This window comes from Nonomuraea sp. bgisy101, from assembly GCF_057708945.1.
Genome location: NZ_JBYITD010000054.1, coordinates 27581 through 51331 on the forward strand (window position 1 = coordinate 27581; position 23751 = coordinate 51331).

The 23751-nt window shown below is 70.9% G+C and carries 25 protein-coding genes and 2 tRNA genes; 9 read left to right on the top strand and 18 right to left on the bottom strand.

Annotation, left to right across the window (positions count from 1 at the left end; genetic code table 11):
* Window positions 1–39: 39 nt before the first annotated feature.
* A complete protein-coding gene (locus AC3EO4_RS51280) occupies window positions 40–1527 on the top strand; it encodes a hypothetical protein (RefSeq protein WP_431903387.1) in 1488 nt (495 codons plus the stop codon).
* 106 nt (window positions 1528–1633) lie between these two features.
* On the opposite strand, the gene AC3EO4_RS51285 is transcribed toward AC3EO4_RS51280, so the two are convergent.
* The 8 genes from AC3EO4_RS51285 to AC3EO4_RS51320 form a co-directional block, all read right to left on the bottom strand.
* Complete coding sequence (locus tag AC3EO4_RS51285; RefSeq protein ID WP_379577661.1) at window positions 1634–2062, bottom strand: MaoC family dehydratase; 429 nt, start codon at window positions 2060–2062, stop codon at window positions 1634–1636.
* A gap of 1 nt (window position 2063) precedes the next feature.
* The gene (locus AC3EO4_RS51290) at window positions 2064–2513 is read right to left on the bottom strand and encodes a MaoC family dehydratase N-terminal domain-containing protein (RefSeq protein WP_431903391.1); all 450 of its coding nucleotides are present in this window, start codon (window positions 2511–2513) and stop codon (window positions 2064–2066) included.
* Window positions 2514–2888: 375 nt separating this feature from the next.
* Complete coding sequence (gene rpmG / locus AC3EO4_RS51295) at window positions 2889–3053, bottom strand: 50S ribosomal protein L33 (protein ID WP_106397297.1); 165 nt, start codon at window positions 3051–3053, stop codon at window positions 2889–2891.
* A 70-nt stretch (window positions 3054–3123) separates the two neighbouring features.
* Window positions 3124–3197: transfer RNA gene (locus tag AC3EO4_RS51300), tRNA-Met, on the bottom strand.
* Between the two features lie 179 nt (window positions 3198–3376).
* A tRNA-Thr gene (locus AC3EO4_RS51305) sits at window positions 3377–3449 on the bottom strand.
* Window positions 3450–3500: 51 nt separating this feature from the next.
* Complete coding sequence (locus tag AC3EO4_RS51310) at window positions 3501–3701, bottom strand: transposase (RefSeq protein ID WP_379577656.1); 201 nt, start codon at window positions 3699–3701, stop codon at window positions 3501–3503.
* Window positions 3702–4002: 301 nt separating this feature from the next.
* Entirely contained in the window at window positions 4003–4446 is a 444-nt protein-coding gene (locus AC3EO4_RS51315) for a C40 family peptidase (RefSeq protein ID WP_431903395.1), read from the bottom strand.
* Window positions 4447–4475: 29 nt separating this feature from the next.
* Window positions 4476–5897 carry a lysozyme gene (locus tag AC3EO4_RS51320; protein WP_431903398.1) on the bottom strand — a complete coding sequence of 474 codons (1422 nt, stop codon included), beginning with the start codon at window positions 5895–5897 and terminating at the stop codon, window positions 4476–4478.
* A gap of 318 nt (window positions 5898–6215) precedes the next feature.
* On the opposite strand from AC3EO4_RS51320, the gene AC3EO4_RS51325 reads away from it, so the two are divergent.
* Window positions 6216–7754: an alpha/beta hydrolase gene (locus AC3EO4_RS51325; protein WP_431903401.1), complete on the top strand. Its 1539-nt coding sequence runs from the start codon at window positions 6216–6218 to the stop codon at window positions 7752–7754.
* A 35-nt stretch (window positions 7755–7789) separates the two neighbouring features.
* On the opposite strand, the gene AC3EO4_RS51330 is transcribed toward AC3EO4_RS51325, so the two are convergent.
* Together AC3EO4_RS51330 and AC3EO4_RS51335 are read right to left on the bottom strand one after the other, a co-directional pair.
* Window positions 7790–8332 carry a GNAT family N-acetyltransferase gene (locus tag AC3EO4_RS51330; protein ID WP_431903403.1) on the bottom strand — a complete coding sequence of 181 codons (543 nt, stop codon included), beginning with the start codon at window positions 8330–8332 and terminating at the stop codon, window positions 7790–7792.
* Between the two features lie 153 nt (window positions 8333–8485).
* Window positions 8486–9301 carry an alpha/beta fold hydrolase gene (locus tag AC3EO4_RS51335; protein ID WP_431903406.1) on the bottom strand — a complete coding sequence of 272 codons (816 nt, stop codon included), beginning with the start codon at window positions 9299–9301 and terminating at the stop codon, window positions 8486–8488.
* A 264-nt stretch (window positions 9302–9565) separates the two neighbouring features.
* Between AC3EO4_RS51335 and AC3EO4_RS51340 the strand changes: the two genes are divergently transcribed.
* Window positions 9566–10927, top strand: a complete 1362-nt coding sequence (locus AC3EO4_RS51340; RefSeq protein WP_379577641.1) for an SUKH-4 family immunity protein — start codon at window positions 9566–9568, stop codon at window positions 10925–10927.
* 63 nt (window positions 10928–10990) lie between these two features.
* Here AC3EO4_RS51340 and AC3EO4_RS51345 read toward each other — a convergent pair whose 3' ends face one another.
* Window positions 10991–12010, bottom strand: coding sequence for an FAD-dependent oxidoreductase (locus tag AC3EO4_RS51345; RefSeq protein ID WP_379577640.1), 1020 nt, complete (start codon window positions 12008–12010; stop codon window positions 10991–10993).
* A gap of 15 nt (window positions 12011–12025) precedes the next feature.
* Window positions 12026–12490: an SAM-dependent methyltransferase gene (locus AC3EO4_RS51350; protein ID WP_379577638.1), complete on the bottom strand. Its 465-nt coding sequence runs from the start codon at window positions 12488–12490 to the stop codon at window positions 12026–12028.
* Between the two features lie 124 nt (window positions 12491–12614).
* On the opposite strand from AC3EO4_RS51350, the gene AC3EO4_RS51355 reads away from it, so the two are divergent.
* Window positions 12615–14390 (top strand): AAA family ATPase, encoded by a 1776-nt coding sequence (locus tag AC3EO4_RS51355; RefSeq protein WP_431903409.1) that lies wholly within the window; start codon window positions 12615–12617, stop codon window positions 14388–14390.
* Window positions 14390–15217, top strand: coding sequence for a helix-turn-helix transcriptional regulator (locus AC3EO4_RS51360; protein ID WP_431903411.1), 828 nt, complete (start codon window positions 14390–14392; stop codon window positions 15215–15217). The genes AC3EO4_RS51355 and AC3EO4_RS51360 overlap by 1 nt, the downstream gene beginning before the upstream one ends.
* On the opposite strand, the gene AC3EO4_RS51365 is transcribed toward AC3EO4_RS51360, so the two are convergent.
* Window positions 15214–15924, bottom strand: a complete 711-nt coding sequence (locus AC3EO4_RS51365) for a hypothetical protein (protein WP_431903413.1) — start codon at window positions 15922–15924, stop codon at window positions 15214–15216. The genes AC3EO4_RS51360 and AC3EO4_RS51365 overlap by 4 nt on opposite strands.
* Window positions 15925–16218: 294 nt before the next feature.
* On the opposite strand from AC3EO4_RS51365, the gene AC3EO4_RS51370 reads away from it, so the two are divergent.
* On the top strand, window positions 16219–16875 hold the full coding sequence (locus tag AC3EO4_RS51370) for a class I SAM-dependent methyltransferase (protein ID WP_379577632.1): 657 nt from the start codon (window positions 16219–16221) through the stop codon (window positions 16873–16875).
* A gap of 10 nt (window positions 16876–16885) precedes the next feature.
* On the opposite strand, the gene AC3EO4_RS51375 is transcribed toward AC3EO4_RS51370, so the two are convergent.
* Entirely contained in the window at window positions 16886–17626 is a 741-nt protein-coding gene (locus tag AC3EO4_RS51375) for a GbsR/MarR family transcriptional regulator (protein ID WP_379577630.1), read from the bottom strand.
* Window positions 17627–17881: 255 nt separating this feature from the next.
* On the opposite strand from AC3EO4_RS51375, the gene AC3EO4_RS51380 reads away from it, so the two are divergent.
* Both AC3EO4_RS51380 and AC3EO4_RS51385 read left to right on the top strand, forming a co-directional pair.
* The gene (locus tag AC3EO4_RS51380; RefSeq protein WP_379577628.1) at window positions 17882–18868 is read left to right on the top strand and encodes a hypothetical protein; all 987 of its coding nucleotides are present in this window, start codon (window positions 17882–17884) and stop codon (window positions 18866–18868) included.
* 46 nt (window positions 18869–18914) lie between these two features.
* On the top strand, window positions 18915–20090 hold the full coding sequence (locus AC3EO4_RS51385) for a serine hydrolase domain-containing protein (protein ID WP_379577626.1): 1176 nt from the start codon (window positions 18915–18917) through the stop codon (window positions 20088–20090).
* A gap of 98 nt (window positions 20091–20188) precedes the next feature.
* Here AC3EO4_RS51385 and AC3EO4_RS51390 read toward each other — a convergent pair whose 3' ends face one another.
* Both AC3EO4_RS51390 and AC3EO4_RS51395 read right to left on the bottom strand, forming a co-directional pair.
* Window positions 20189–20650, bottom strand: a complete 462-nt coding sequence (locus AC3EO4_RS51390) for a VOC family protein (RefSeq protein ID WP_379577624.1) — start codon at window positions 20648–20650, stop codon at window positions 20189–20191.
* On the bottom strand, window positions 20647–21234 hold the full coding sequence (locus tag AC3EO4_RS51395; protein WP_431903418.1) for a DinB family protein: 588 nt from the start codon (window positions 21232–21234) through the stop codon (window positions 20647–20649). Before AC3EO4_RS51395 ends, AC3EO4_RS51390 begins: the two co-directional genes overlap by 4 nt.
* 62 nt (window positions 21235–21296) lie before the next feature.
* Between AC3EO4_RS51395 and AC3EO4_RS51400 the strand changes: the two genes are divergently transcribed.
* Window positions 21297–22295 (top strand): helix-turn-helix transcriptional regulator, encoded by a 999-nt coding sequence (locus tag AC3EO4_RS51400; RefSeq protein ID WP_431903420.1) that lies wholly within the window; start codon window positions 21297–21299, stop codon window positions 22293–22295.
* 187 nt (window positions 22296–22482) lie between these two features.
* On the opposite strand, the gene AC3EO4_RS51405 is transcribed toward AC3EO4_RS51400, so the two are convergent.
* Together AC3EO4_RS51405 and AC3EO4_RS51410 are read right to left on the bottom strand one after the other, a co-directional pair.
* On the bottom strand, window positions 22483–22779 hold the full coding sequence (locus AC3EO4_RS51405; protein WP_379577618.1) for a winged helix-turn-helix domain-containing protein: 297 nt from the start codon (window positions 22777–22779) through the stop codon (window positions 22483–22485).
* Window positions 22779–23198: a hypothetical protein gene (locus AC3EO4_RS51410; RefSeq protein ID WP_431903424.1), complete on the bottom strand. Its 420-nt coding sequence runs from the start codon at window positions 23196–23198 to the stop codon at window positions 22779–22781. Before AC3EO4_RS51410 ends, AC3EO4_RS51405 begins: the two co-directional genes overlap by 1 nt.
* Window positions 23199–23751 lie beyond the last annotated feature (553 nt).

Genomic DNA, 23751 nt, shown 5'->3' on the forward strand with positions numbered 1-23751 from the left:
ATGCGCCGGGCCGCCGAAAGGTTGCGTAACAATCAGGCCATGGTCGTTCAGAACGGATTACGCCTGCGCATGACCCAGGCCGAACGCAGGCTCTGGCGAGCGTTCCACGCGGGCACGCAGGTTCAGCTGGGGAACAATCCGGTCGGCATCGGCCGTACCGCGGGGGAGAACGCGCCCGCCGACGGCGCGACGTGGGGCCCCGAGCGGACGGTCAGGGCGCAGGTGATCGTGGCGCTGCTGCTCGGCGCGCGCGAGCCGGGGGTGGGCAGCGTGCCCGCCGTACGGCTGCGCGGCGCGAGGATCACCGGACGTCTGGAGCTGCGCGGCGGCAACGTGGAGTACGAACTGGCGCTGAGCGGCTGCTATCTCGACGAGGCGCCCGACTTCGGCGGAAGCGTCACCAGGACGATGCGTTTCACCGATTGCCACATGCCCGGCTTCAGCGGTGGCGGCATGCGCGTCGCCGGACACCTCAGCCTGTCGGGGGCGCATGTCACCGGCACCGTACGGCTGGCCCGCGCGACGTTCGAGAACGGCCTGTGGATGGGCGGCACCAAGATCGACGGAGGCGTGTACACGGGCGCGCTCACCGTCGACGCCGGCTACTACCTGGAGAACGCCGAGGTCACCGGCGGGCTCAGGCTGGTCGGCGCGCGGCTGAACGGCGGCCTGTTCATGAACGGCGCGACCCTCACCAACCCGGGCGCCAATGCGCTGACCGCCGACAGCATGGTCGTCGAGGACGTCATGCAGGCCGGCAAGGGGTTCACCGCGCTCGGCTGCGTCAGGCTGCGCGGCGCACGCGTCAACGGCAGCCTGTCGATCAACGGCGTCCTGCGCAGTCCCGACACCCCGTACGCGCTGCACGCCAGCCACCTCGAGGCGCGCGAGGTCCACCTGAAGTACGCCGAGCCCGTCGACGGGGTCGTCAGCCTCGCCCACTCCCGCATCGGCACCCTGAGTGACGACCCTGACACGTGGCCGGAAAGGCTCCGGCTGAACGGCCTCGTCTACGAAACGCTGCGTGGCGGCGGCGTCGGACGCCGGGTCGAGTGGATCGAGCGTGACCCGTACGGGTTCCTGCCGCAGCCGTACGAGCAGCTCGCCGCCTGGTACCTGCGCGACGGCAACGACACGCTCGCCCGCCGCACCCTGCTGGCCAAGCAACGCGCCCGCCGCCGCACGTTCAGCGCCGGAGGGCGGCTGTGGGGCCGCCTGCTCGACATCACCGTCGGGTACGGCTACCGCCCTTGGCTGGCCGCGCTGTGGTTCGGGCTGCTGCTGGTGGTGGGGACCGTGGTGTACGGCCTGGTGCCGCCCAGGGCGTTGAAACCGGCCGAGAGCCCGGCGTTCGAGTCCTTCGCCTACACCTTCGACCTGCTGCTGCCGTTCCCCACCTTCGGGCAGCGCGAGCTGTTCGACCCGGCGGGATGGACACAGGGGCTGGCCTACGCGTTGATCGCCTCCGGCTGGATCCTGGCGACGGCACTGATCGCGGGCGCCACCCGGGTCCTGCGCCCATCGTGACCTGGGCCGGTCGTGACCTGGGCCGGTCGTGACCTGGGCCGGTCGTGACCTGGGCCGGTCGTGACCTGGGTCCCGCCGTGACCTGGGGTCATCCGGGTCACGGCGATCAGACGAGCTGGACGATCGCCCTGGCCTTGGACAGCACGCGCGTGTCGCCGGTCTTGGCGGTCAGTCCGATGACCACCCGCTTGTCCTCCAGCTTCTCCTCCACGACGCCGCTGACGGTGAGCGTCGCGCCCGTGTCGTCGTCGGGGACGACGACCATCGAGGAGAAGCGGACCCCGTAGTCGACGACCGCGCCCGGATCGCCCGCCCAGTCGGTGACGAAGCGGCCGCCCTGCGCCATGGTGAACATGCCGTGCGCGATGACGTCCGGCAGGCCGACCGTCTTGGCGAAGCGCTCGTTCCAGTGGATGGGGTTGAAGTCGCCCGACGCGCCCGCGTACATCACCAGGTTGACGCGGCGGACCTGGTAGTCGACGGCGGGAAGTTCCTGGCCGACCTCGACCTCGTCGTACTTCACCGTGGCAGCCATCTCAGCCCGCCCCTCCGCGCTCGACGATCGTGTTGTAGGTGGTGCAGACCGGCTCGCCGGTCACCGTCGTGACGTCGCTTCTGATCGTCAGCAGCTCGTTACGGCCGGCGCTGCGGATCTCGGTGATCGTCGAGGTCGTGACGAGCTGGTCGCCCGGGTAGATCGGGCGGGTGTACTCGAAGCGCTGCTCGCCGTGGACCACCATGGCGAAGTTGAGGCCGAGGTCGGGGTCGCCGAGGGCGTCGCCGCCGCTCTGCAGGCTGAACACGATGGGGAAGGTCGGCGGGGCGACCACGTCGGGATGCCCGGCGGCCTGCGCGGCGTCCCTGTCCCTGTAGATGGGATTGTTGTCACCGATAGCCGCGGCGAACTCCTTGATCTTCACCCGGCTGACCTCGTACGAGGTGGTGGACTTGTACGTCCGTCCCACGAAATCACGGTTCAAGGCCATCAGTGCCCGTGCTCCTTAGATGCGTTCTGGGCTGTTGAGCCGACGGTAACAGAACAACATTCGGCTGTCGCTGGTGGATTTCCCCGGGAACGACGAACGGCGCCCTCCGAGGAGGACGCCGTTTGTTCGGTTGCGTCAGGAGCGCCGGGCGGTGAGCCCGGTCACCGTCTGCCGTGCCGTGCGTCTGGGCTGGACTTCCGAACCCCAGCGCGGCTGCCCCTTTCAGGGATCACCGGCGACCCGGCGAGGCCTCGCGGTGCGCCTGGTGACGGCGGCTAGCGGGTCTCGCGGTGCTCGCGGTGCGCCTGGTGGCAGCGGCCCGATTCCGGGGACACAGTGGGCAGTACTTCTGGTGCAGCGCCCACTGGCGCGGATCTAGCGGGTCTCGCGGTGCGCCTGGTGGCAGCGGCAGTTGGGGCAGTACTTCTTCAGCTCAAGCCGATCCGGGTCGTTACGCCGGTTCTTCCGCGTGATGTAGTTGCGGTGCTTGCACTCCTGGCAGGCCAGCGTGATCTTCGGCCTAACGTCGGTGGCAGCCACGTGGGAGTGCCTTTCTACGTTTGGGACTGGGACACACCCGTGCCCGAGCGTTGGACTCGGGTTTGGGTAGTAGCGGAGGCCGGACTTGAACCGGCGACACAACGATTATGAGCCGTTTGCTCTGCCTGACTGAGCTACTCCGCCTTGCTGCCGGTCGAAACTCCCGGCCAGTGAAGGATACCCGACCCTCGGAGTAGTCACGAACATGCCACGACTTCACCGGGTCGAGTGAGGTGCTTCCCAGTATGCCTCAGGAACCCCCCGCACCTGAAATCCATACAAGAAACGCCCGACCTCAGGGAGGAGCGGGCGTTCGCACTCGGAGCCCCCAAACGGAATCGAACCGTTGACCTTCTCCTTACCATGGAGACGCTCTGCCGACTGAGCTATAGGGGCCTGTCCGTCTCGCCTCTCGGCGCTGCGGACAGGTGTAACCATACACGGCACTCAGCGATGATGCGAACTCGTTCGACCAGCGAAGTCGACCACCTCGCACAGATCCGCGAGATCCACGTGCATCGCGACCGCTTCGACCGAAAAGCAGTCGGCCACGAGCCAGCCGTTCCTCCGGATGCGGAGAACCTGCTGTCCCGCGCGCACCGCGGGAACGATCTCCAGCCCTTCCGGGCCCACCCAGCGCCTGTCCATAGCGGCACAGAGTAGACCTCAGGTCTCTCATTTTTCGGTAGGTGACACCCGTTACAGCCATACCAAGTCGATACATGTCGTACCGAAGCCGCGAAACGCCTGCGTGTGACCTCCGTGGCCACCCTGCCGCCCCGCGACACGCGGGCAGGCGGGCAGGCGGCAAGGGGTCGGCGCGTGGCCCGCGCCCAGACCCGCACGGCGAGGCGACGCGGGTGACAGGCGCGTGGGACATCGGAGGAGGCGCTCGCGAGCGGCACGCGAAGGCGCCGTGCGAGAAGGGGGTGCGGCAGTGGCGGGCTGTTCAGAAGCGGTAGTAGCCGACGAGGTCGTCGCGGCGGTCGACGTCGTCCACGCGTACGACGGCCCCCGTCTCGGGGGCGTTTATCATGCGCCCGCTCCCGATGTAGATCCCCACGTGCTTGGTGCGCGGCCGGCCGAAGAACACCAGGTCCCCGGGCTTGGGCTCCTCGACTCTACGCATCCTCCGCAGATGCTCGTCGGTGTTCCCCGGGCCGAGCACGTCCTCTCCGTACGCCCGCGCGTACACCGCGCGCGCCAGCCCCGAGCAGTCCAGCCCCCGCGTCCGCTTCGCCGGACAGGGTTTGATCTTGCCGGTGTACCCCTGGCACGTTCCAGTCGACGGCCCCGGGTCCTCCTTGTGCCCGCCGCCCCACGAGTACGGGATGCCCTGGTAGAGATAGGCCAGCAGCACGATGCGCGGCATGGCGAGCTGGCGGAGCGGCATGGACGCCGGCACCGCCAGGAGAAGGACGGCTAACGCGCCGAGAGCGAGAGCTCGACCGATCCGACCGTGACGTTGACTCCGACCGTGCCCCTGGTCTTCGCGGGCTTGGTCGCGATGGTGATCCGCAACGAGTGTCCTGGGTTGACCTTGGGGATGAGGCATCGCACCGCCGTACCGCTGAACGAGCATCCGGGACCCGCCTTGACCACCTTCTGTCCGCCGAACGTGCGGCCCGCGAGCCTGACGTCGGTGACGGGGTGGACACCGGTGTTCTTCAGCGTGATCGTGTAGAGCTTCCTACTCTTTGCGGCACCGGTCACCGTCACCTCGGCAGGCGGGTTGGCCAGCGCCTTGAGCTGTGACTCCGTGCCGTTGAACTCGTTCTGACCGCCGACGATGGGGCCCTTGTCGGCCGACTGCCAGAAGGAGTGCTTCTTCCATCCTGAAGGGAGTTCGCCGGGTTCGGTGCCCCAGCGGGCGAGCCAGAGAGGATTCTTCGCGAACTTGGTGGAATCGCCCGTGCAGGTCTTCCACCAGCTCGTGGTGGTGTAGATGATCGCGTGGCGCCTGGTGCGCTCGCGGTAGCGCCTGGTGAAGTCGCCGATCCAGGTGACCATGTCTTCGGGGGACAGGTCGTAGCAGTTGTTCTTGCCGTTCTTGTCCTTGTACGGGTTGTCCTCGACGTCGAGGACGCCGGGCAGCGTCACGCCGTCCGCGGTCCAGTTGCCGCCGTTGTCGACGAAGAAGTCGGCCTGGGCGGCGCCGTCCGTCTCGTGCGGCTGGGCGAAGTGGTAGGCGCCCCTGAGCAGTCCCGCCGCCGAGGCCCCGCCGAACTGCGCGTCGAACCGCTGGTTGCGGTAGTCGACGCCCTCGCTGGCCTGCACGAACGCGAACTTGGCGCCGCCGTCCCTGGCCTTGTTCCAGTCGATGTCGCCGGTCCAGTTGCTCACGTCGACTCCCTGGACCCCGTCCGCCGCGTGGGCGGTTCCCGGGGATAAGAGCCCGGCCACCGAGATGGCGGCCACCAGCGTCAGGCGTCTCACGCGCGTCCTTCCGGGGGGTGACAGGAGACGATGATCCTCTCGAAACACCACAGATCGCCGCAACCGTTTCCCGATGAGTTCGCCCGACAGGGCGAGCCGCTTCGCCTCGTTGATCGAGCCGCACCCGCGCGAGCCGCACGGGGGATGACGCGGTGCCACGGCCGCCACCGCGCAGAACGCCGCCAGCGGCGCCCGCCGCCGCCACATCAGCGGCAGCACCAGGGCGGCGTGGAGGATCAGAGGCCCGGCGGGGCCCCGGTAGACCTGGTTGTTGAGCCCGACGCACGCCAAGAGGAGGACGGCCGCGAGCAGCGCGTCGAAGGCCGCCGACGGGACCCGGCCGCCGAGCCGCAGCAGCGCCCGAACCGGCCGCGCCGCCTGCGCGGAGGCGAAGGCGGCGTACCTCACGAGCCGCCCGGCCCGCGTCGCCCGGCGAGCCGGATCATGGTGCCGGGGTTCATGCCGCCAACCTAGTGGGCCTGCCAGGGAAACCGGCGGACAGAACAGGCGATATCAGCCTGTGGTCGTACACGGGCCGGGCGGGGCATGGAAGAAATCCCTGTTCAGAGGCAGCGTGACGGTCTGTTTCCCGCCTCGCGGGAGGGCCGGGGAAGCCCGACCGGGAGCGGACGCGCCCGGCCGTCCGCGCGCCCTACCTTCGACACGGCTCGTGATCCCACGGGCCGTGATCGAGCAGGACAGATCGAGCAGGACAGGGAGACCGCGATGCGTGGACGAAGGACGGCCGTGGCCGGGACCGTGACAGCGGTCCTGGCATGCGCCGCCGTGATCGGTGTACGGCCGGCGTCGGCCGACGGGATGACCCGGTTCCACCAGCAGGAGATCGCCTGGCACCGCTGCCAGAGCGGTCCCGGCGACACGACCGGAAAGGAACTCGACGACGCGAAGGCCCAGTGCGCCGAGGTCACCGTGCCGCTCGACTACAGCCGTCCGGGCGGGCGGACCATCAAGGTCGCGATGTCCAGGCTGACAGCCACCGACCCCGCCCGCCGGCGCGGGACGTTGCTGTACAACCCCGGAGGTCCCGGCGTCCCCGCGATGTCCCTCACGCTCCTGGTCAAGAAGGCCGCCCCCGCCGTCGCGGCCCGCTACGACCTGATCGGGATGGACCCGCGCTTCGTCGGCCGCAGCACCCCGCTGAACTGCGCGTGGCCCACCATCGCCGTCGGCTCGGCGGGTCCCGACCGGCGCACCTTCGACAGGGGCGTCGCGCTGGCCAGGGACCTGGCGGCCCGGTGCGGCCGCCACAGGGACGCGCTGCCGTACGCCTCCACCCGCAACACCGCCAGGGACATGGACGTGATCAGGGCCGCCCTCGGCGAGCCGAGACTCTCCTACCTCGGCTCCTCGTACGGCACCTACCTGGGCGCGGTCTACCTGCAGCTGTTCCCCCGCCGTGCCGACCGGGTCGTCCTCGACAGCGCCGTGAACACCGACCTGTTCGGCCCCGACCTGACGAGCACGCAGGGCCCTGCCCTGGCCGCCGTCCTGGAGAACTGGGCCGCCTGGACCGCTCGCCACCACCGCCGCTACCGCCTGGGGGACAGCGTCACCGCCGTCCTGGCCGCCGTGAACCGGATCGACCACGCCGTCACCCGCGCCCCGCTGAAGGTCGGCCGCCACCGCGTCGACGCACGCGTCCTGCCGGTGATCCTGTTCGGCGTCACCGCGGGGGACAGTGAGGAGTCGTACGCCGGGTTCGCCGCCGACCTGCGGGTCCTGCACGACGCGGCCCGCGGCCTCACGGTCACCCCCACCCCGACCCTGGACGCGGTCCTGACCGGCCTGTCCTCCCCGGACGCGGACGGATCGGTCAGCGCCCAGACCGCCATCATGTGCGCCGATCGGGCGGCGCCTCGCGACCCGGAGACGTACTACCGCGACATCCAGGCACATCGCGCCGACGAGCCCCTGTTCGGCCCGCTGATCCGCAACATCAGCCCGTGCTCGTTCTGGCCGGCCGCCCCCGCCGAACCTCCCACCGCGGTCCGCAACTCCGTCCCCCTCCTGATGGTCGGCACCACCGGCGACCCGGGAACCCCCTACGAGGGCCAGCTCGTCACGCACCGCGCCCTGACAGGATCCCGGCTGGTCACGTTGCGCGGCGCCTTCCGCCACACCGTGTACGGCGGGCTGTTCGCCCCCAGGAACGCCTGCATCGACACGGCCGTCAACCGCTACCTGATCGAAGGCGTCCTGCCGGCCCGCGACACGACCTGCCCCGACAGCCCCGCGGGAACCTGAGGCGCCGGGCCTGCCGGCGGATCCCGCGGCCGGGGTCAGCGGGCGGGCAGGCTCGGGTGCGGCTCGTAGGACAGTCCGTCGACCATCGTGCTGGTGATCGCCCACCGCTCGTGGTCCCGCCACTCGCCGTCGATGAACAGCAGGCCGGGCGAGTAGCCCTCGTAGCGGAAACCGAGACGCCGGACCAGCTTCAGGGAGGCGTCGTTGCCCGGCTGGATCTGGGCCTCCAGCCGGTGGAGGCGCAACTCCTCGAACGCGTGGCGCAGCACGAGGCCGAGGCCTTCGGTCATGTACCCCTGGCCGGCGGTGGGGGCGAAGGCCGCGTAGCCGAGGGAGGCGCCCTGGAGGCGCCCGCGGATGATGCTGTTGATGTTGACCATGCCCGCGATGGCACCGGTCTCGCGCACGCACACCAGCAGGCCCTCGGACGAGCGCGGGTCGTCGAACCGTTCGAGGTAGGCCTTGAACTCCTGCGGTGTGGCGGGCAGGGACATCCACGGATGGTGCAGGTCCACGCTGTCACGGACCCGTTCGAGGAACTCGTCCTGATCGTGGACGGCGATCGGACGCAAGCTCACGCGGGACAACAGGCCCCCCTTTCCTGTCCGTTCCGGACGCCGGGTCAGCCAGAGCCCGGCGGCCCCGGCACCAGATCCACCACCGTATCCCCCACCGCCATCAGCACCGTCATCCCATCCGCCGGCACCGGTCACATACCCGCGGCGTGGTCGTCACGGTGTGCCGAGTTCGGCGAGGAAGGAGAGCAGCAGTCGCGAGGTTTCCGCCGGCCGTTCGAGGGCGATCAGATGGCCGGTGTGAGGCAGCCGTTCCAGGCGGGCCTGGGGGAGCGTCACGGCCAGCCGTTCGGCGATGTCCTGGAAGTCCCGAACATCGTCATTCCCCACCGCCACCAGTGCCGGAACGCTGATCTCGCCGAGCACCTCGACCAGGTCCGGCTTCCCGCTCTCCTCCCACTCGTCGGAGAGGTGCTGGTTGGCCAGGGAAACGCGGAGGGCCTCCCGTACCGACGCGGCGTGATCGCGCAGCCGTTCGTCCCACGCGCGCGACGGCCCGCGTACCCACATGTCGAGGTTGATCTGCACGGCGGCGTCGAGGTCGCCGCTCTCCAGCGCGGCCTCCTCGGCCTGGCCATAGCCGCGCATCACCGCGGACCAGTCGTATCCGGGCAGCGGCGGGGCGAGCAGCGCCAGCCCGGCGACCCTGCCGGGATGCGAGGCGGTGAACTCCAGAGCCACCCGGCCGCCGTACGAGGCTCCGACCAGCACGGCGCGCCCGACCTCCAGCGCGTCCATCACGGACAGCAGATCGTCGGTATGCCGGTACGGCGCCGCGGCCGGCGCTGAGGCGCCGTAGCCGCGCAGGTCGTAGTGCACCACTCGGTGGCTCTCCAGCAGGGCGGGCACGACCCCGTCCCACATCGCGCGATCGGTCACGCCCGAGTGGAGCAGCACCACCGTGGTCTCGCCCGCACCGGCCGTCTCGACGACGAGCCGCCCACCGGCGACACCGACGTGGTCGATCGTCATTGTTCTCCTTCGTCTCCGCGCGAACGGCGCGGCATGTGATCATCCATGAATTCCGGGGGGAGTGACCTGTGAGGGTGTTCCGCGGCGCGGCGCCCCGGCCGGTGGTCATGACATCAGCAGTCATGGCCACGCGCAACACGAATATCGGCAGCTAGAGGCTTCCGCTCAAGTCCGTGATCGTTCTTCAGTACGCTTTACGCGAACTTGATCTTCAGGCCCGGCGTCGGACACCGCGGGCCGCCCGCAACGACAAGGTGCCGCATCGTGGTCACACGCGAACAGATGATCAAAGCATTCGGTGACGAGGGCCTGCTGCTGATGGACGGCGAGTGGTGCCGCGAGACAGGGCTCTCCGACGAGGACGCGCGAATCCTCTGCGAGGTCGGGCTGCCGGTACGCGCCGACCTGGCATTCACCACCTCCGTCGCCGACGAGCCGCGGGTGGGTTCACTCGTGGTGTTCCGGACGGGCGGCGGGGACGTCGACGTCCTCACGCTCGGCGGGACGTCGGGGGACACGGGCATGCGCTACTTCCTCGACATCGGGAACGGCGTCGTCGGCCTGCTCTCGTTCGACGACGAGCCACAGGCGGAGAAGGTCAACAGCTCACTGGAGCACTTCGTCGAGTTCCTCTACCGGCTCAGGCTGCGCCAGCAGGAACTGAACGGCGAGTCTCCGGACGTCGCCAAGCCGTACACGGAGAAGCTGTGGCTCTCGTTGAAGGAGCTGGACCCTGACGCCTTCCGCGGCGCCGAATCCTGGTGGTCGATGGTGATGGACACGCTGATGGACCGGGGCTTCATCGCCGAGACCCGCGCGTTCCTCGCGCAGCGCCGTGCCGAGGTCGCCGGCGCGCCGTCCGGGCAGGCCACCGCGCCCGCGTCCGTCCCGTCCCACCGGTCGCACCGCGAGGGCTTCGACCAGGCGCTCAGCCGGTTGGAGGACGAGGGCTGGCAGATCGTCGACGCGGAGCGGTTCGCGTCCGCCACGGAGACCAGCGGCCTGCTCAGCCCGCCCGCGGACCTCGCCGACCATTTCGCTCCGGACGGCGCGCTCGTCAAGGACGTCACGATCGCGTGGAGAGGCGGGCTCCCCTCGAGGATCCAGTCGGTGTTCGCCCGGGAGGCCCTCGTGCTCTCCGTTCCCTGGCAGGCCGACCAGGGCGACGACGACGCGCTGATGGACATGGACGCCGACGAACTGAGCAGGCAGGCGGACGCCGCGATGGACGCGCTGTTCGCCGCGGTCCACGGCCTCAACAAGCCGGAGGAAGGAATCGTGACCTGCCTGGCCACCGACCGGCCCTCCGACCTCTGCCGGATCGTGCGAGCCTTCGACCGGCTGGCGGCGCACGGCTACCTCGCCGAGCCGGACCTGTGGCCGACCTCCTCCGGAGGCTGGCAGCAGGTCCACGACGTGACCAGGGCAGGGGAACCGCCCAAGGCCGTCTTCTGGACCACCCAGGCGCACACGTCGTGCTTCGACGCCAGGGGCGACCTGGTCGACGTCCTCGCGCTGCAGTGGGCCGGCGACAGGGAGCTGATCGCGGAGGTGCTGGCCGACACGGGACTCGTGGTGGAGAAGCCCGGCCACGAGGGCGTCACGTTCCTCCTCCGCCCGGCCTAGCAGGGCGACGGGCAGGGCAGGCGTCTCCCGGTGAGCTCCTGCAGCCGGCCCTGCCCGGCCGTCTCAGTGCCTGTCCGCGGTCGCCGGCTCCGACAGGTTCATCGCCATCGTGCGGTGGACGGCGGGAATCCAGTCCAGAGCCCTCAGCGCCGTGTTGCGCAGGGAGCGGAGCGGGCCGCTGCCCACCGTGGCGATCCTCGTCATCTTGTGCGTGAAGGCCACCACCTCCTCGGCGACCGGGCGGCGCTCGGCCTCGTACTCGTCCAGCACCGTCTCGGGCGCGCCGTCGCGCAGGACGGCGCTGAGCTTGCCCGCCAGGTTCAGCGCGTCCTGGATGCCGGTGTTCATGCCCTGCCCGCCCGCCGGGCTGTGCACGTGGGCCGCGTCCCCTGCCAGGAAGAACCGGCCCGACCGGTAGTGGTCGGCCAGCCGGTGGTGGACGCGGAACCGGGAGCTCCACACGAGGTCGGTGACCGTGGCCGGATGAGCCCGCGGGCCACGACCGTCGAGGAGCGCCTGGATGTCGGGGACGCCTGGGTGCTCGGGAGCCTCCTCGACCGTCGCGACGATCCGGTGGCGGCCGCCAGGCAGCGGGGCGATCACGGTCACCCCCTCCGGGGCGAAGTACAGGGCCACCTCGTCACAGGCTCCCGCCCAGTCGAGCCGGACGTCGGCGAGGACGAACGACTGCGCGTAGGTGTCGCCCGTGAAGGGGATCCCGGCGTGCTCGCGCACCGTGCTGTGCATGCCGTCGGCGCCCACGGCGTAGGAGGCGCGGATCAGCCGGCCGTCCGCCGTCGTGGCGGTGACCCCCGAGGAGTCCTGCTCGACGGCCCTCACCTCGTACGGGCGGTGCACCGTACAGCCGGCGGCCCGCAGCCGGTCCAGCAGCACCCGCTCGGTGACGTCCTGGGGCACCAGCAGCGTGTACGGAAAATCGGTCGGCAACGTGTCGAACGCCACCGTCAGCAGGACCCGGTCGCGGTCCCGGACCGTGAACCGCGGCACGGTGATGCCGCGCGCCACCAGCTCGTCGCTCGCCGAGCCGACGATCAGCACGTCCGTGCGCGCAGGAAGCTCCATCGACATCCCCTCGGCTCAGTAGTAGTTGCGCATCAGTTCGGTCGCCCACGCGGGCTGCACGACCTCGCCCTGCGGGCCGAACTCCGCCATGTACGGCTTGAGGTCGAGGACCGGGCTCCCGTCGATGGCGTCCAGGCCGCGCACGCGCACGTCGAGACCATCCACGGCGAGCAGGCGGCAGCGGGAGACGCCCAGCCGGTTCGGCCGGTTCTTCCCCCGCTGCGCGAAGATGCCCACCAGGGGCCAGTCAGGGTTGCCCCGGGGACGACGGGCCGCCGTCTGGACCGAGGCCGGATCCACGAGGTGGAACTGGAACACCACCTCCAGGTGCGAAAACGCGTCGAGACCCGCGAGCGAGTCCGGCCCGAAGCGTGTCCCGTCCAGGCGGATCAGCGCCTCCTCGGTGTTCCAGTCGTCGTCGAACGCCTCGGTGCGCCCGCCGACGACGGTTCCCACGGGCTCTGCGAATATGTCGCTCACGGGCTTCCTCCTGAGGTCAGGGCGACTGCTCACGACCGTAGCGGCGGGCCTCGGGAGCCGGATAAGTCACGGCGACCGGGCTCCTGCCGGGGATCGGTCACCGCTTAGGTAGGGTCAGGGCATCATGATCGGCCGAGACGCGGAGATCGCCGCCCTGAAGAGGCTGATCGCCGAGTCCCGCGAGGGGCGGGGCCACGCGGTCGTCGTGCACGGCGAGGCAGGGATCGGCAAGTCGGCGCTGCTGGCAGAAGCGGTTCAGGGCGCCGGCGACGACCTGCTGGTGCTGCGGGTCACCGGCGTCGAGGCCGAGGCCGAACTGCCCTTCGCGGCCCTGCACCTGCTGCTGCGGCCGGCTCGGCATCTCGTCGAGGGGCTTCCGGAGGCGCAGCGGCAGGCGCTGCTCGGCGCGTTCGGCGAAGGCAGGACCGGCGCCCAGGACCGCTTCCTCGTGGGGCTCGCGGTACTGACCCTGCTGGCGGACCTCTCCGACGAACGCCCGCTGCTGTGCCTCGTCGACGACGTGCAGTGGCTGGACCGCGCCTCGGTGGACGCGCTGGTGTTCGCGGCCCGCCGGCTGGGGGCCGAGCGCATCACCATGATCTTCGCCGTGCGCGACGACGGCGCGGAGTCGCCCTGCCAAGGCGTCGCCGAGCTGCGGCTCGCCGGCCTCGCCCGGACCGACTGCGAGACGCTGCTCGCCGAGGCGGCCGCCGACCTGGTACCTGACGTGCGCGATCGGGTGATCGAGGAGGCCGAGGGCAATCCGCTGGCGCTCCTGGAGTTCGCGGGGACGCTCACGCCCGAGCAGCGGTCGGGACAGCTCGATCCGCTGCCCCTGCAACCGCCAGGACTCTCCCTGTCCGGGCGGCTGGAGCAGTCGCTGCGGACGGCGATCCGGCGGCTGCCCCGGCGTACACAGGTGCTGCTCCTGATCGCCGCTGCGGAGGGCAGCGGCAGCCTGGAGCTGGTACTGCGGGCGGCGGAGGGCTTCGAGGCCGGGCCGCAGGACCTGGAGCCCGGCGAGCGCGCGCACCGGCTGGAGGACCTGGAGCCCGGCGAGCGCGCCCACCTGGTGGGAGTCGCCGGCGGCCGGCTGCGGTTCCGCCATCCCCTGGTCAAGACCGCGGCCTACCATGAGGCGCCCGTCGCCCAGCGGGTGGCCGCCCATCGCGCGCTGGCCGCCGCCCTCGACGACGACGAGCACGCCGACCGCAGGGCCTGGCACCTGTCGGCCGCGGCCTTGGGGCCGGACGAGGAGATCTCGGCCGTGCTCGCCGCAGCCGGGGAGCGGGCGCGGCGGCGGGGCAGCCACGCCTCGGCTGCCGGTGCCTACGAGCGTGCCGCGCAGCTCACCGTGGACCGGCAGCGGCGGGCCCGGTGGCTGGCCGACGCCGCCGAGGCGGCCATCGGGGCCGGGCAGCTGGCCCGCGCCGGCGCGGCGGCCGACCGGGGCCGGCGCCTGACCGGCGATCCCGCGGTCGTGGCCCGGCTGGCCGCGGTACGCGCCGCGGTCGACGCCGAGCACGCGGGCCCTGCGTCACCCGCGCGCACGCCGGTCGACGCCGAGCATGCGGGCCTTGCGTCACCCGCGCGCACGCTGATCGACGCCGCCGCCGGCATCGCCGCGAGCGCGCCGGACGACGCCACGTCCCTGCTCGCGACCGCCGCAGGCGAGGCGTGGTTCGCCGGCGACCACGCCGCGCTGGGGCAGGCCGCGGAGCAGCTCGAATCCCTCAGGCCCGGCCCCCGGCTGGCGCCACTGACGCAGGCGGTACGAGGTATGGAACGGGTCGCCTCGGGCGACCCGAAGCGGGGCTGCCCCTCCTGCGCGCCGCCATCCCCTCGCTGCGCACGGCCGCGGATCGGGTCGTCGGGACGTACGCCGTGTTCTGCGCTCTGATGACCGGCGACGACGCCGCGGCGTGCGAGCTGGCGGCTGCCCGCGTCCACACCTGCCGCGAGCAGGGACAGATCGGGGCGCTGCCGCACGCGCTGCAACTGCTCACCCAGGCGCAGATCCTGCGCGGCAGGTACGCGGAGGCGGCGCGGTCGGGCGCCGAGGCGTGGCAGATCGCGCACGACACCGGGCAGGCGGGACGGCTGCGGCACCTGCAAGGCGTCCTGGCGCGGCTCGCCGCCCTTCGGGGCGAGGACGAGACGTGCCTGCGGCTGGCCGGGGAGGTCGCCCGGTTCGAGGCCTGGGCCTCGGCCAGCGGGCAGCCATGGGCCGCCGCGGTCGCCCACCGCTGCCGCGCCCTCCTCGCGCCGCGCGGCGAGGCCGAGCCGCACTACCGGGCGGCGCTGGAGTGGCACGCCAGGGAAGGGCGGCCGTTCGAGCAGGCCAGGACGGAGTTGCTGTACGGCGAATGGCTGCGGCGGGAACGCCGGCGGGCCGACGCGGGAGCGCGGCTGCGCGCCGCGATGCGCCGCTTCGCCGCGCTGGGGGCCGCGCCCTGGGCCGAGCGGGCCCGCACGGAGCTGGCCGCGACGGGCTCCCGCGCCGACCTGCCGGAACTCGGCGCCGAGGTCCGGCCGCTGGACGCGCTGACCCCGCAGGAACTGCAGGTCGTACGGCTGGCGGCGACCGGCGCGACCAACCGGCAGATCGGCGCCCAGCTGTTCCTGAGCCCACGGACGGTGGGCTTCCACCTGTACAAGGTGTTCCCGAAGCTGGGCATCTCGTCGCGCGCCGAGTTGCCGGGCATCGACCTCGGCCGTCAGGACTAGCGGCCCGCGGGGCCGATCCGCGGTCCCACCGGAGTGGCCGGATGGGGCTGGAGTCCGGCGCCGTCGTCCTTGACCACCGCTCGCCTTCGCAGTTCCGCGACCAGTGCCAGGGACTCGCGCGCCTGCTCGACCTCGTCCCAGGAGACCGAGCCCGCACCCCGGTTCCACGGACGGTGCACCTCCTCCTCCAGCGAGCGGAGGGAGGCGGCGTGTTCCTCGTACAGGACCGCGAGCATGGACTCGCCGCAGCGCACCGCCTCACCCTCGCGCACCTGCCCGCTGGGGTAGGCCTCCGCCCCGAGGCAGAAGACCGTGGGACGGCCCGCCCTGAGCTCCTCCAGCCGGTAGCACACGATGCGGTCCTCCTCGTGGGCCTGGGCGGCGGGAATCTGCAGGAGCGGCATCAGGTCGGGGTCGCGGGCCACGATGAGCGACTCGGTGTCGGCCATGGAGCCGGGCGTGTCCGCAGGGCCGCCCCGGTCGGGTGGGATGGCCAGTTCCCAGGGCTGGTCGGTGAAGTACGCCAGCAGGTCCAGGGACCACAGCCCGGCGTCGACGACAACGAAGAGCTCCTCGGGAAAGGTGACGCCGTAGCATTCGCGCAGCACCTCGCGCGGGCCGAGCCCTGTCTCGTACAGCGCCCGCGCCAGCCGGGCCATCGACGGGTAGTCCGCGTGTGACGCCTCCATCCAAGCCTCGGAGTTCATCGCCGCTCCCCTACGCTCGACGGTGCGTCTCTCGTGACCTTCACGCTGTCCCTCCCCAGAGGCCGTCGAGCCATGCTGATCTCCCAGGCCTCGACTCGCGGTGCGATCCGGCCGTCCGCGGAAGGCGGTGAGGGTCAGCGGGCCGCTCCCGGGCGCGATCCTCGTCGAATGCGTGTCGGACACCCTATGCCGTGGGGTGAGCCGGGCTCGCATACTGAAGGAGAGCTGATGGACACGTGCCGCGAGGGTCGCCGAACTCCGGGACGCGAGAGCGGCGTGGCGTGGAGGTATCGGATGAACCACTGGCGTCGGGCCCGCCTCACCGCGATGGTCTACGACTTCGGGATCACGCACGAACCGATCGGCAGGCTCGGCGGCAGGGTGCTGTGGGGCACGGACATGCGGCGCTTCTACCGCGATCTCGACCGTCTCCACAAGGCGGCGGACGGCGAACGGATCCTCGACGTCCCCTGCGGAGGCGGGACCGCCTTCAGGAGGCTGAAGCCCGGGGCCGGTGGCTACGTCGCGCTGGATCTGTCCCCGCTGATGCTGCGCATGGCCAAGGAGCGCGCGCGGCGGCGAGGGCTGCACGGCATCCGCCTCCTCCAGGCGGACGTGACCGGGCTGCCGTTCGGGGATGGCGAGTTCGACCGGTGCCTGAGCTACTTCGGCCTGCACTGCTTCGCCGATCCTGCGACGGCGCTCGCCGAGATGGCACGCGTCCTGCGCCCCGCGGGCCGGCTGCGGGGGAACGCGATCGTGCGGGGCAGCGGCCTGCGCCAGGACACGTGGATCCGGGTCATGCGCCGTATCGGCGCCTTCGCCACCGTGGGTACGACCGGTGACCTGTCACGCTGGCTGGAAGAGGCGGGCTTCGACCGTGTCGAGCTCGACCACGACGGCGCGGTCGCCTACTTCTCGGCCTGCCGTGCCCCGACGGGTCCGGCGTGATCCGACGGATTCACGGTCCCGTCGGATCGGGTGGCGTTCGCCGTGCGGCATGCTCCCGCCGCCATTCCTCGGCCGCCTGGATCATGGCCGTGCCGACGTGCTCGAAGAACTGGCCGATGTCCTGCATCCGGGTGCCTGCGGGTGTGGTCGCGCCGAGGATCTGCGCGCCTCGACGGGTGAAGTCGGCCAGCATGGTGTTCTGGCGGGCGCTGGCCATCCAGCCGCGGAACCAGGCGTCGGCGTCGATGACGTACCGGTCGCGCCGCCGGCGGGGGTCGCGCTCGCGCCTGATGAGCTCCTGCTGTTCGAGTTCGCCGACGGCCTTGGAGATGGAGGCGGGGCTGACCTGGAGGCGCTGGACGAGCTCGGCGGCGGTCAGGCTGCCGCCGTCGGTGACGTACAGGCAGGTCAGCACTCTGGCCGTCATCCGCGGCAGACCCGTGCCGACCAGCATCGTGGTGAACTGTTCCTCCAGCTCGTTCACCGCCTGCGGGTCGCGCCCGTGGTCCGTGGCGGCGGGTGCGGGCGAGGCCTTGACCGGGCTCGCTTTGCGGCGGCGGGCCCGTCCTTGGGTCGCCTGCTGTGCCCGCCCGGCCCGGTAGTCGCCGGGGCCGCCGTTGCGGGCCACCTCCCTGGTGATGGTGGAGATGGGCCTGCCCAGACCGCCGGCGATCTCGGTGTAGGTGAGTCCTGCGGCCAGTCCCTCGGCGATCTTCTGCCGGTCCTGGTGGGTCAGCCTGCCTCCGGGCATCGGTTCTGCCTTCCGTATCGGTCTTGCGGTGCGGCCAGTATTGCGTTCGCCGTCACACCATTGCAAGTCGCCCGTACTTGCTTTTGCGCTCACCTTCATCGTCATTGCAAGAATATGTGGGTTTTCACCTGGGAATAGGTGAGCAGTTCGCCTATCTGACATTGACTGATCTGTGAAAGCAAATTAGCTTTTAGGTATTCGCAAACAAGCGAACGGACCTGTTCGCAAACTGGCGAGCTGTGATCGGAGCCCCCTATGTCGTCCTTCCTCACCCCCGTGCGCACCTGGCACCGTCCCCTGGTGGCCTGTGCGCTCCTCATGCTGGCTCTGGTGCTCGCGGCCGGTGTCGGGCTCGTCGTGGACGGCCGGACCCTGCTGGACGAGTCGGTGTGGGTCAAGCCGCTGAAGTTCGGCTTCGCCTTCGCCCTCTACGCCGGCACGCTGGCCTGGCTGCTGACCAAGCTGCGCAAGGGCAGGCGGCTGGGCTGGTGGGTCGGCAGCGTCTTCGCGCTGGCCGCGACCGTCGAGGTCGGCGCCATCACCGCACAGGCGGCGCGCGGCACCTTCAGCCACTTCAACGCCGACCAGACCGATCCGGTCACCGTGGCCCTGGTCCCCATCCTCACCTTCGGCGTGATGATCATCCTCGTCACGCAACTGATCCTGGCGATCGTCCTGCTGATCCAGCGCACCGGCGGGGCCGCGTTGAACCGAGCGATCCGCGCCGGGCTGGGGCTGGCCGTCTTCGGCATGCTCGTGCCGGTCTACTGGCTGGTCGCCGAGATCACCCCCCGCACGGTGACCGACGCCAACGGCCATCAGGTGCCGATGTACCAGGGCCACGGCATCGGCGACCCGGACGGCCACGGCATGCCGCTCACCGGCTGGAGCGTGACCGGCGGCGACTTCCGGGTACCGCACTTCTTCGCTCTGCACGGCATCCAGGTGCTCCTCGTACTCGCCGCGGTACTGGCCGCGCTGGCCGCCAAGCACGCCTGGCTGCGCGCCGAGAAGGTCCGCGCCCGCCTGGTCGGCAGCGCCGCCCTCGGCTACACCGGGCTGGTCGCGGTCGTGACCTGGCAGGCCGTGCGCGGCCAGTCCCTGATCCACCCGGACGCCCGCACCCTCCTCGCCCTGGCCGCGGTGCTGCTGCTCACGGCGGCGACCACCGCAGGGGTGATCGTCAGCGCCAGGCGCGCGAGCGCCGTGCAGGCCCCCCGGCACCACCAGATGACGCACTGACCAGCTCTCTTGACCTTGAAGAACCGACCCCTGAAGGAAGACTGACATGACCGCGTCCTACTCCGCCAAGGCGGGACTGCTCCTCGCCACCGTGATGATCACCGGGGGCGCCGTGGCGGCCCCCGCGGCAGCCACACCCTCCGCTCCCGACCACGCCGAGGTGCAACGCGCTCTTGACAGCGCCGTCGCCGGCGGTGCTCCCGGCATGGTCGCCGAGGTCCGCGACCGCCGCGGCAGATGGTTCGGCTCGGCGGGTGTGTCCGACACCGAAACCGGACAGAAGCGCCGGCCGTACGAGAGGTTCCGGATCGGGAGCGCCACCAAGGCGTTCACCGCCACCGTGATCCTGCGGCTGGCGGCCGAGGACAAGCTGAGCCTCGACGACACGGTGGAGGAGTGGCTGCCCGGTCTGGTGCAGGGCAACGGTTACGACGGCCGCGAGATCACCGTCCGGCAGCTGCTCAACCACACCAGCGGCATCTTCAACTACGGCAACGACCCGGAATTCTTCGCCAAGGGCGTGGGCGCCGCCTGGTTCGAGCACCGCTACGACACCTACACCCCCGAGCAGCTGGTGAGGATCGGCCTGGCCACCCCGCCGCCCTTCAAGCCGGGCGAGGCGTTCCTCTACTCCAACACCAACTACTTCCTGGCCGCCTTGATCGTCGAAAAGGCGACGGGCAGGACTTTCGCCCAGGAACTCACCAGGACCGTCCTGCGCCCCCTCGGCCTGACCGGCACCTCGCTGCCCGGAACCGACCCCAAGATCGACGGCCCTCACCCGGCGCACTACTCCACCCTGTTCTCCGCCGATGCCACGCCCAAGATCTACGACGCGACCGAGATGGACCAGTCCTTCGCCTGGGCGGCGGGCGGCATCATCTCGACCACCGGCGACCTGCAGCGCTTCTTCGGCGCGCTACTGGGCGGCCGCCTGCTGCCTGCCGACCAGCAGCGCGAGATGTTCACCACCGTCCCGACCACCGGCCCCGTCCCCTGGATCCCTGACACCCGCTACGGCCTGGGCGTCTTCTCCCAGAAGCTGCCCTGCGGCGTCACCGTCTGGGGCAACGCCGGCGCGACCTACGGATCGTGGACCTACGCCATGGGCTCCCGCGACGGCGAGCACCTGCTCACCAGCCAGCTCAACGGCGACTGGAGCGGCCTGAGCGTCTTCACCGACGTGCTGTCGGCCGAGTTCTGCCCGACCGCGTCCCGATAACGCCGCAGGGTTCGGGGGCGGCGCAGGAAGGCGCCGCCCCCGAATCCATGCCCGTCGCTCGAAAGACCCGAGGCTTCGGCGACCACGGCCGAGCCGCGTCAGTCCAGGCAGAACTCGTTGCCCTCGGGGTCGGCCATCACGATGAAGCCGGCGCTCATCGGGGGAGCGGGCTCGTGGCGAGCTATCCGCTTCGCTCCCAGCGCGACGAGCCGGTCGCACTCGGCCTCCAGCGCCGCCATCCGCTCCTCTCCCTGCAGTCCGGGAGCCGCACGGACGTCGAGGTGGACGCGGTTCTTGGCGACCTTGTCCTCCGGCACCTGCTGGAAGAACAGCCGCGGGCCGTGCCCGTCAGGGTCCTCGATGGCCGATCTCGTGTTGCGCTGCTCCTCCGGTACGCCGACCCGCGCGAGGAAGTCGTCCCACGCGGCAAGCGGGTCGGCGCCCTCGGGCAGGTCTACTCCGGGCGGGCCGGGGTGGACGTAGCCCAGTACGTCGCGCCAGAAGGACGACAGCGCCCGCGGGTCGTGGGCGTCGAAGGTGATCTGGATGTGGCGGCTCATCGGGGCGCTCGTTTCGTGGCGGGGTCGGTGTGCAGGTAGAGGTCGCGCAGCAGGCAGACCTCGGACAGATGATGGATCAGCTCGCGGTGGATGTGCAGGACCAGATCGGCCATGGACGCCTCGGGATACGGCTCCTTCGCGCCGACCGGGACCCGGAGCCCGGCCTCGCCGAGGTCGCGCACCCCGGCCAGCCAGACGTCGAGCTGGGCATCGAGCTGGTCGAGCGCGGTGGCCGCGCTGCCGGCGTACTCCCAGGTCTCGTACGACGCCGCAGGCGCGCCGAAGTGCGCCGCGTTGCGCGCGGCGAGCACGCCGACGATGACGTGACCGAGTCGCCAGGCGATCGTGGTGAAGGCCGGGGGGACCGGCTCGGTGAAGGCGTAGTCCACCGTGAAGTCCCCGGCACCGGCCTGCACGGGCGCTGTCGAGCTGCCGCGCGGCCGCACGCTCCAGGCGTCCGGCACCGGTGACCAGAAGTACTCGTCATCGGTGAGGCCGTCGAGCCGGGCTCGGAGCTGACGGTCCCAGTGGGACTCCCACTGTTCGCGCAGCGTCCGGTTCCAGTCGAGTTCGTCTGCATCCATGGAGCCACTCTGACACCGCTAGCGGACAGGATCGGTCCGCTATCTATGGCAGGGTGGGCGGCATGGACGGGGCGAGCGGTGAGGAGCGGGGGACGACGGAGCGGGTGCTCACCCTCCTCGGGTTGCTGCAGCAGCGCCAGGTCTGGACCGGCCCCGAACTCGCCGACCGGCTCGGGGTCACGCCGCGCACGGTACGGCGTGATGTGGAGCGGCTGCGCGCGCTCGGCTATCCGGTACATGCCAGCCAGGGTGTCGGCGGCGGCTACCAGCTCGGCCCTGGGCAGGACCTGCCGCCGCTGCTTCTCGACGACGAGGAGGCGATCGCCACCGCCGTCTCGCTGCTCGCCGGCGCGGGTGGCGCGGTCGCCGGCGCCGGCGACGCCGCGCTGCGGGCGCTGACCAAGCTCGACCGGGTGCTGCCCACCAGGCTGCGGCACGAGGTGCGCGCGCTCTCCGGCTCGGTGGAGTCCTTCGGCGGAGGCCGCATACCGGTCGACCCGGAGGTGCTCATGGCGCTGGCCAGAGCCTGCCGCGACGAGGTCGAGGCGGGCTTCGACTACCCGTCCGGTGGCGAGGTACGACCGCGACGGGTCGAGCCCTACCGCCTGGTCGCCTCCGACCGGCGCTGGTACCTGCTCGCCTACGACCTCGATCGCGACGACTGGCGCAGCTTCCGCGTCGACCGGATGTCCGACGTGTGCGCACGGACCTGGCGCTTCCGCCCGCGCGCGGCGCCCGACGCGGCGCCGTACGTGCAGGAGGCCGTGGCGAGCCGCGTCTACCCGCACCAGGCGCGCTTCCTCGTGCACGCGCCGGCCGACACGGTGCGCGCGCAGATTCCGGCGTCGGCCGCCGTCGTACGACGGCGAGGGAGCGAGCGGTGCGAGGTGCTCAGTGGCGCGGTCAGCCTCGACTTCGTGCTCATGCACGTGCTCCTGCTGGGGCACGACTTCGAGGTGCTCGACCCTCCAGAGCTCGCGAACCGCTGTCGCGTGCTGGCGGAGAGACTGCTGTCGGCCGGTGCCACGACCGCTCCGGCGCCGGACACGGAGGAGTCATGAGCCGCGACCGCGGCCTCTCGGGTGAAGGTCGGCGCTTCACGGCGGGTGCCAGGTCATGGTGATGTCGGAGGAGGCCTGCCTGTCCCCGTCCTCGGTGTCGTGCGCATCTCGGCCGACCGGGCCTGGCCGATCAGCCGGCCGGTGAGCACTGCCTGGTGGAAGCGGTTGAGGTCCTCCGGCAGCGAGGTCAGGCACCTGTGATCCTCCGTAGGACGGCTGTGTAGGTGGCGAACGCGGCCCTGCCCTCGTCGGTGAGGGACAGCGACGTGCGGGGCCGTTTTCCCACGAAGCCCTTGGACACCTTCACGTAGCCGGCCTCCTCGAGGATGAGCATGTGCTTGGACAGCAGCGAGTCGCTGACCTCGATCGTCTCCTTGAGGAAACGGAAGTCGGCCCGGTCGGCGGCGGCGAGCGCCGCCATGATCGACAGGCGGACGGGGGCGTGGATGATCTCGTCGAGTTCGTGCCGTGGATGTGCGCTCATCACGCCCTCGTCAGCCGTCGGGCGGCGTAGAGCATCGGCAGCCCGCTGGCCACGCAGAGCGCGACGCCGGCCACCGTCCACGATGAGGGGAGAGGCGCGGGCCCGTAGAGGAAGAACAGCGCCGCGGGGAGAAGGAACAGGACGAGGTCGCCGCCCGCCACCCAGTACGCGATCTGGGTGAGGCGCCGGCCCGTGACGCCGATGCGCAGCATGAGGCCGCACAGCACCAGGGTGAGCAGCATCCAGGCGAGCGTGACCGGAGTGCGGAACGTGGGGGCGAACAGCATCCCGGCCCAGTACAGCGGTGCGCCGATGCCGCTCGCGAGGCAGATCGCGCCGAAACGGCGTTCGGCGGCGCGCACGCGGCCCTCGACGCGCTGGATCTCCTGCAGTGCCTGAGCCGGTGAAGGGGCGTTCATCATTCCTCCCTTGATCATGTACTCGCCAAGCTAGCATGTACTCAACTATCGTTCAAGTAGATGCTTTGCGGTTGAGAAGTGCGCGACCGCAAGGTGGAGCCGCTGCTGTGGGACACCTGGGGGACGGGAAGGGGCGCCGACGGCGAGGTGACAGACGCGATCCGCGACCTGTACGACCACGCCTCCCTGGTGGCATGTGACGACGTCCCCTTCGACGCGGCGCGGAAGCTGTTCGCGGAGAACGAGGGGCTGCGGCCCTCGAAGACGGTGCTGTCGCTGGCGCCGTTCAACGGCCCGCGCGAAGTCGCACTCCGCTGCCAGTGCCCGTGCCCGGTCGCGGTTCCAGGGTGGCCGTCAGGCCACGGGAGGCCGCGGGATCCAGACCTTGCCGGCCCGATCGGTCTCCATGTCAGCGTTCGCCTCGACGACAAAGAAGCTCACCGATTCTCTCTGCTCCTGGCTTGACCTTGCCCCAGGGGCAACCTTCGACGATGGCTTCATGACCAACAACGCGCTGCACACCGTCGAAGCCTCCCTCCGCGAGCAGATCGCC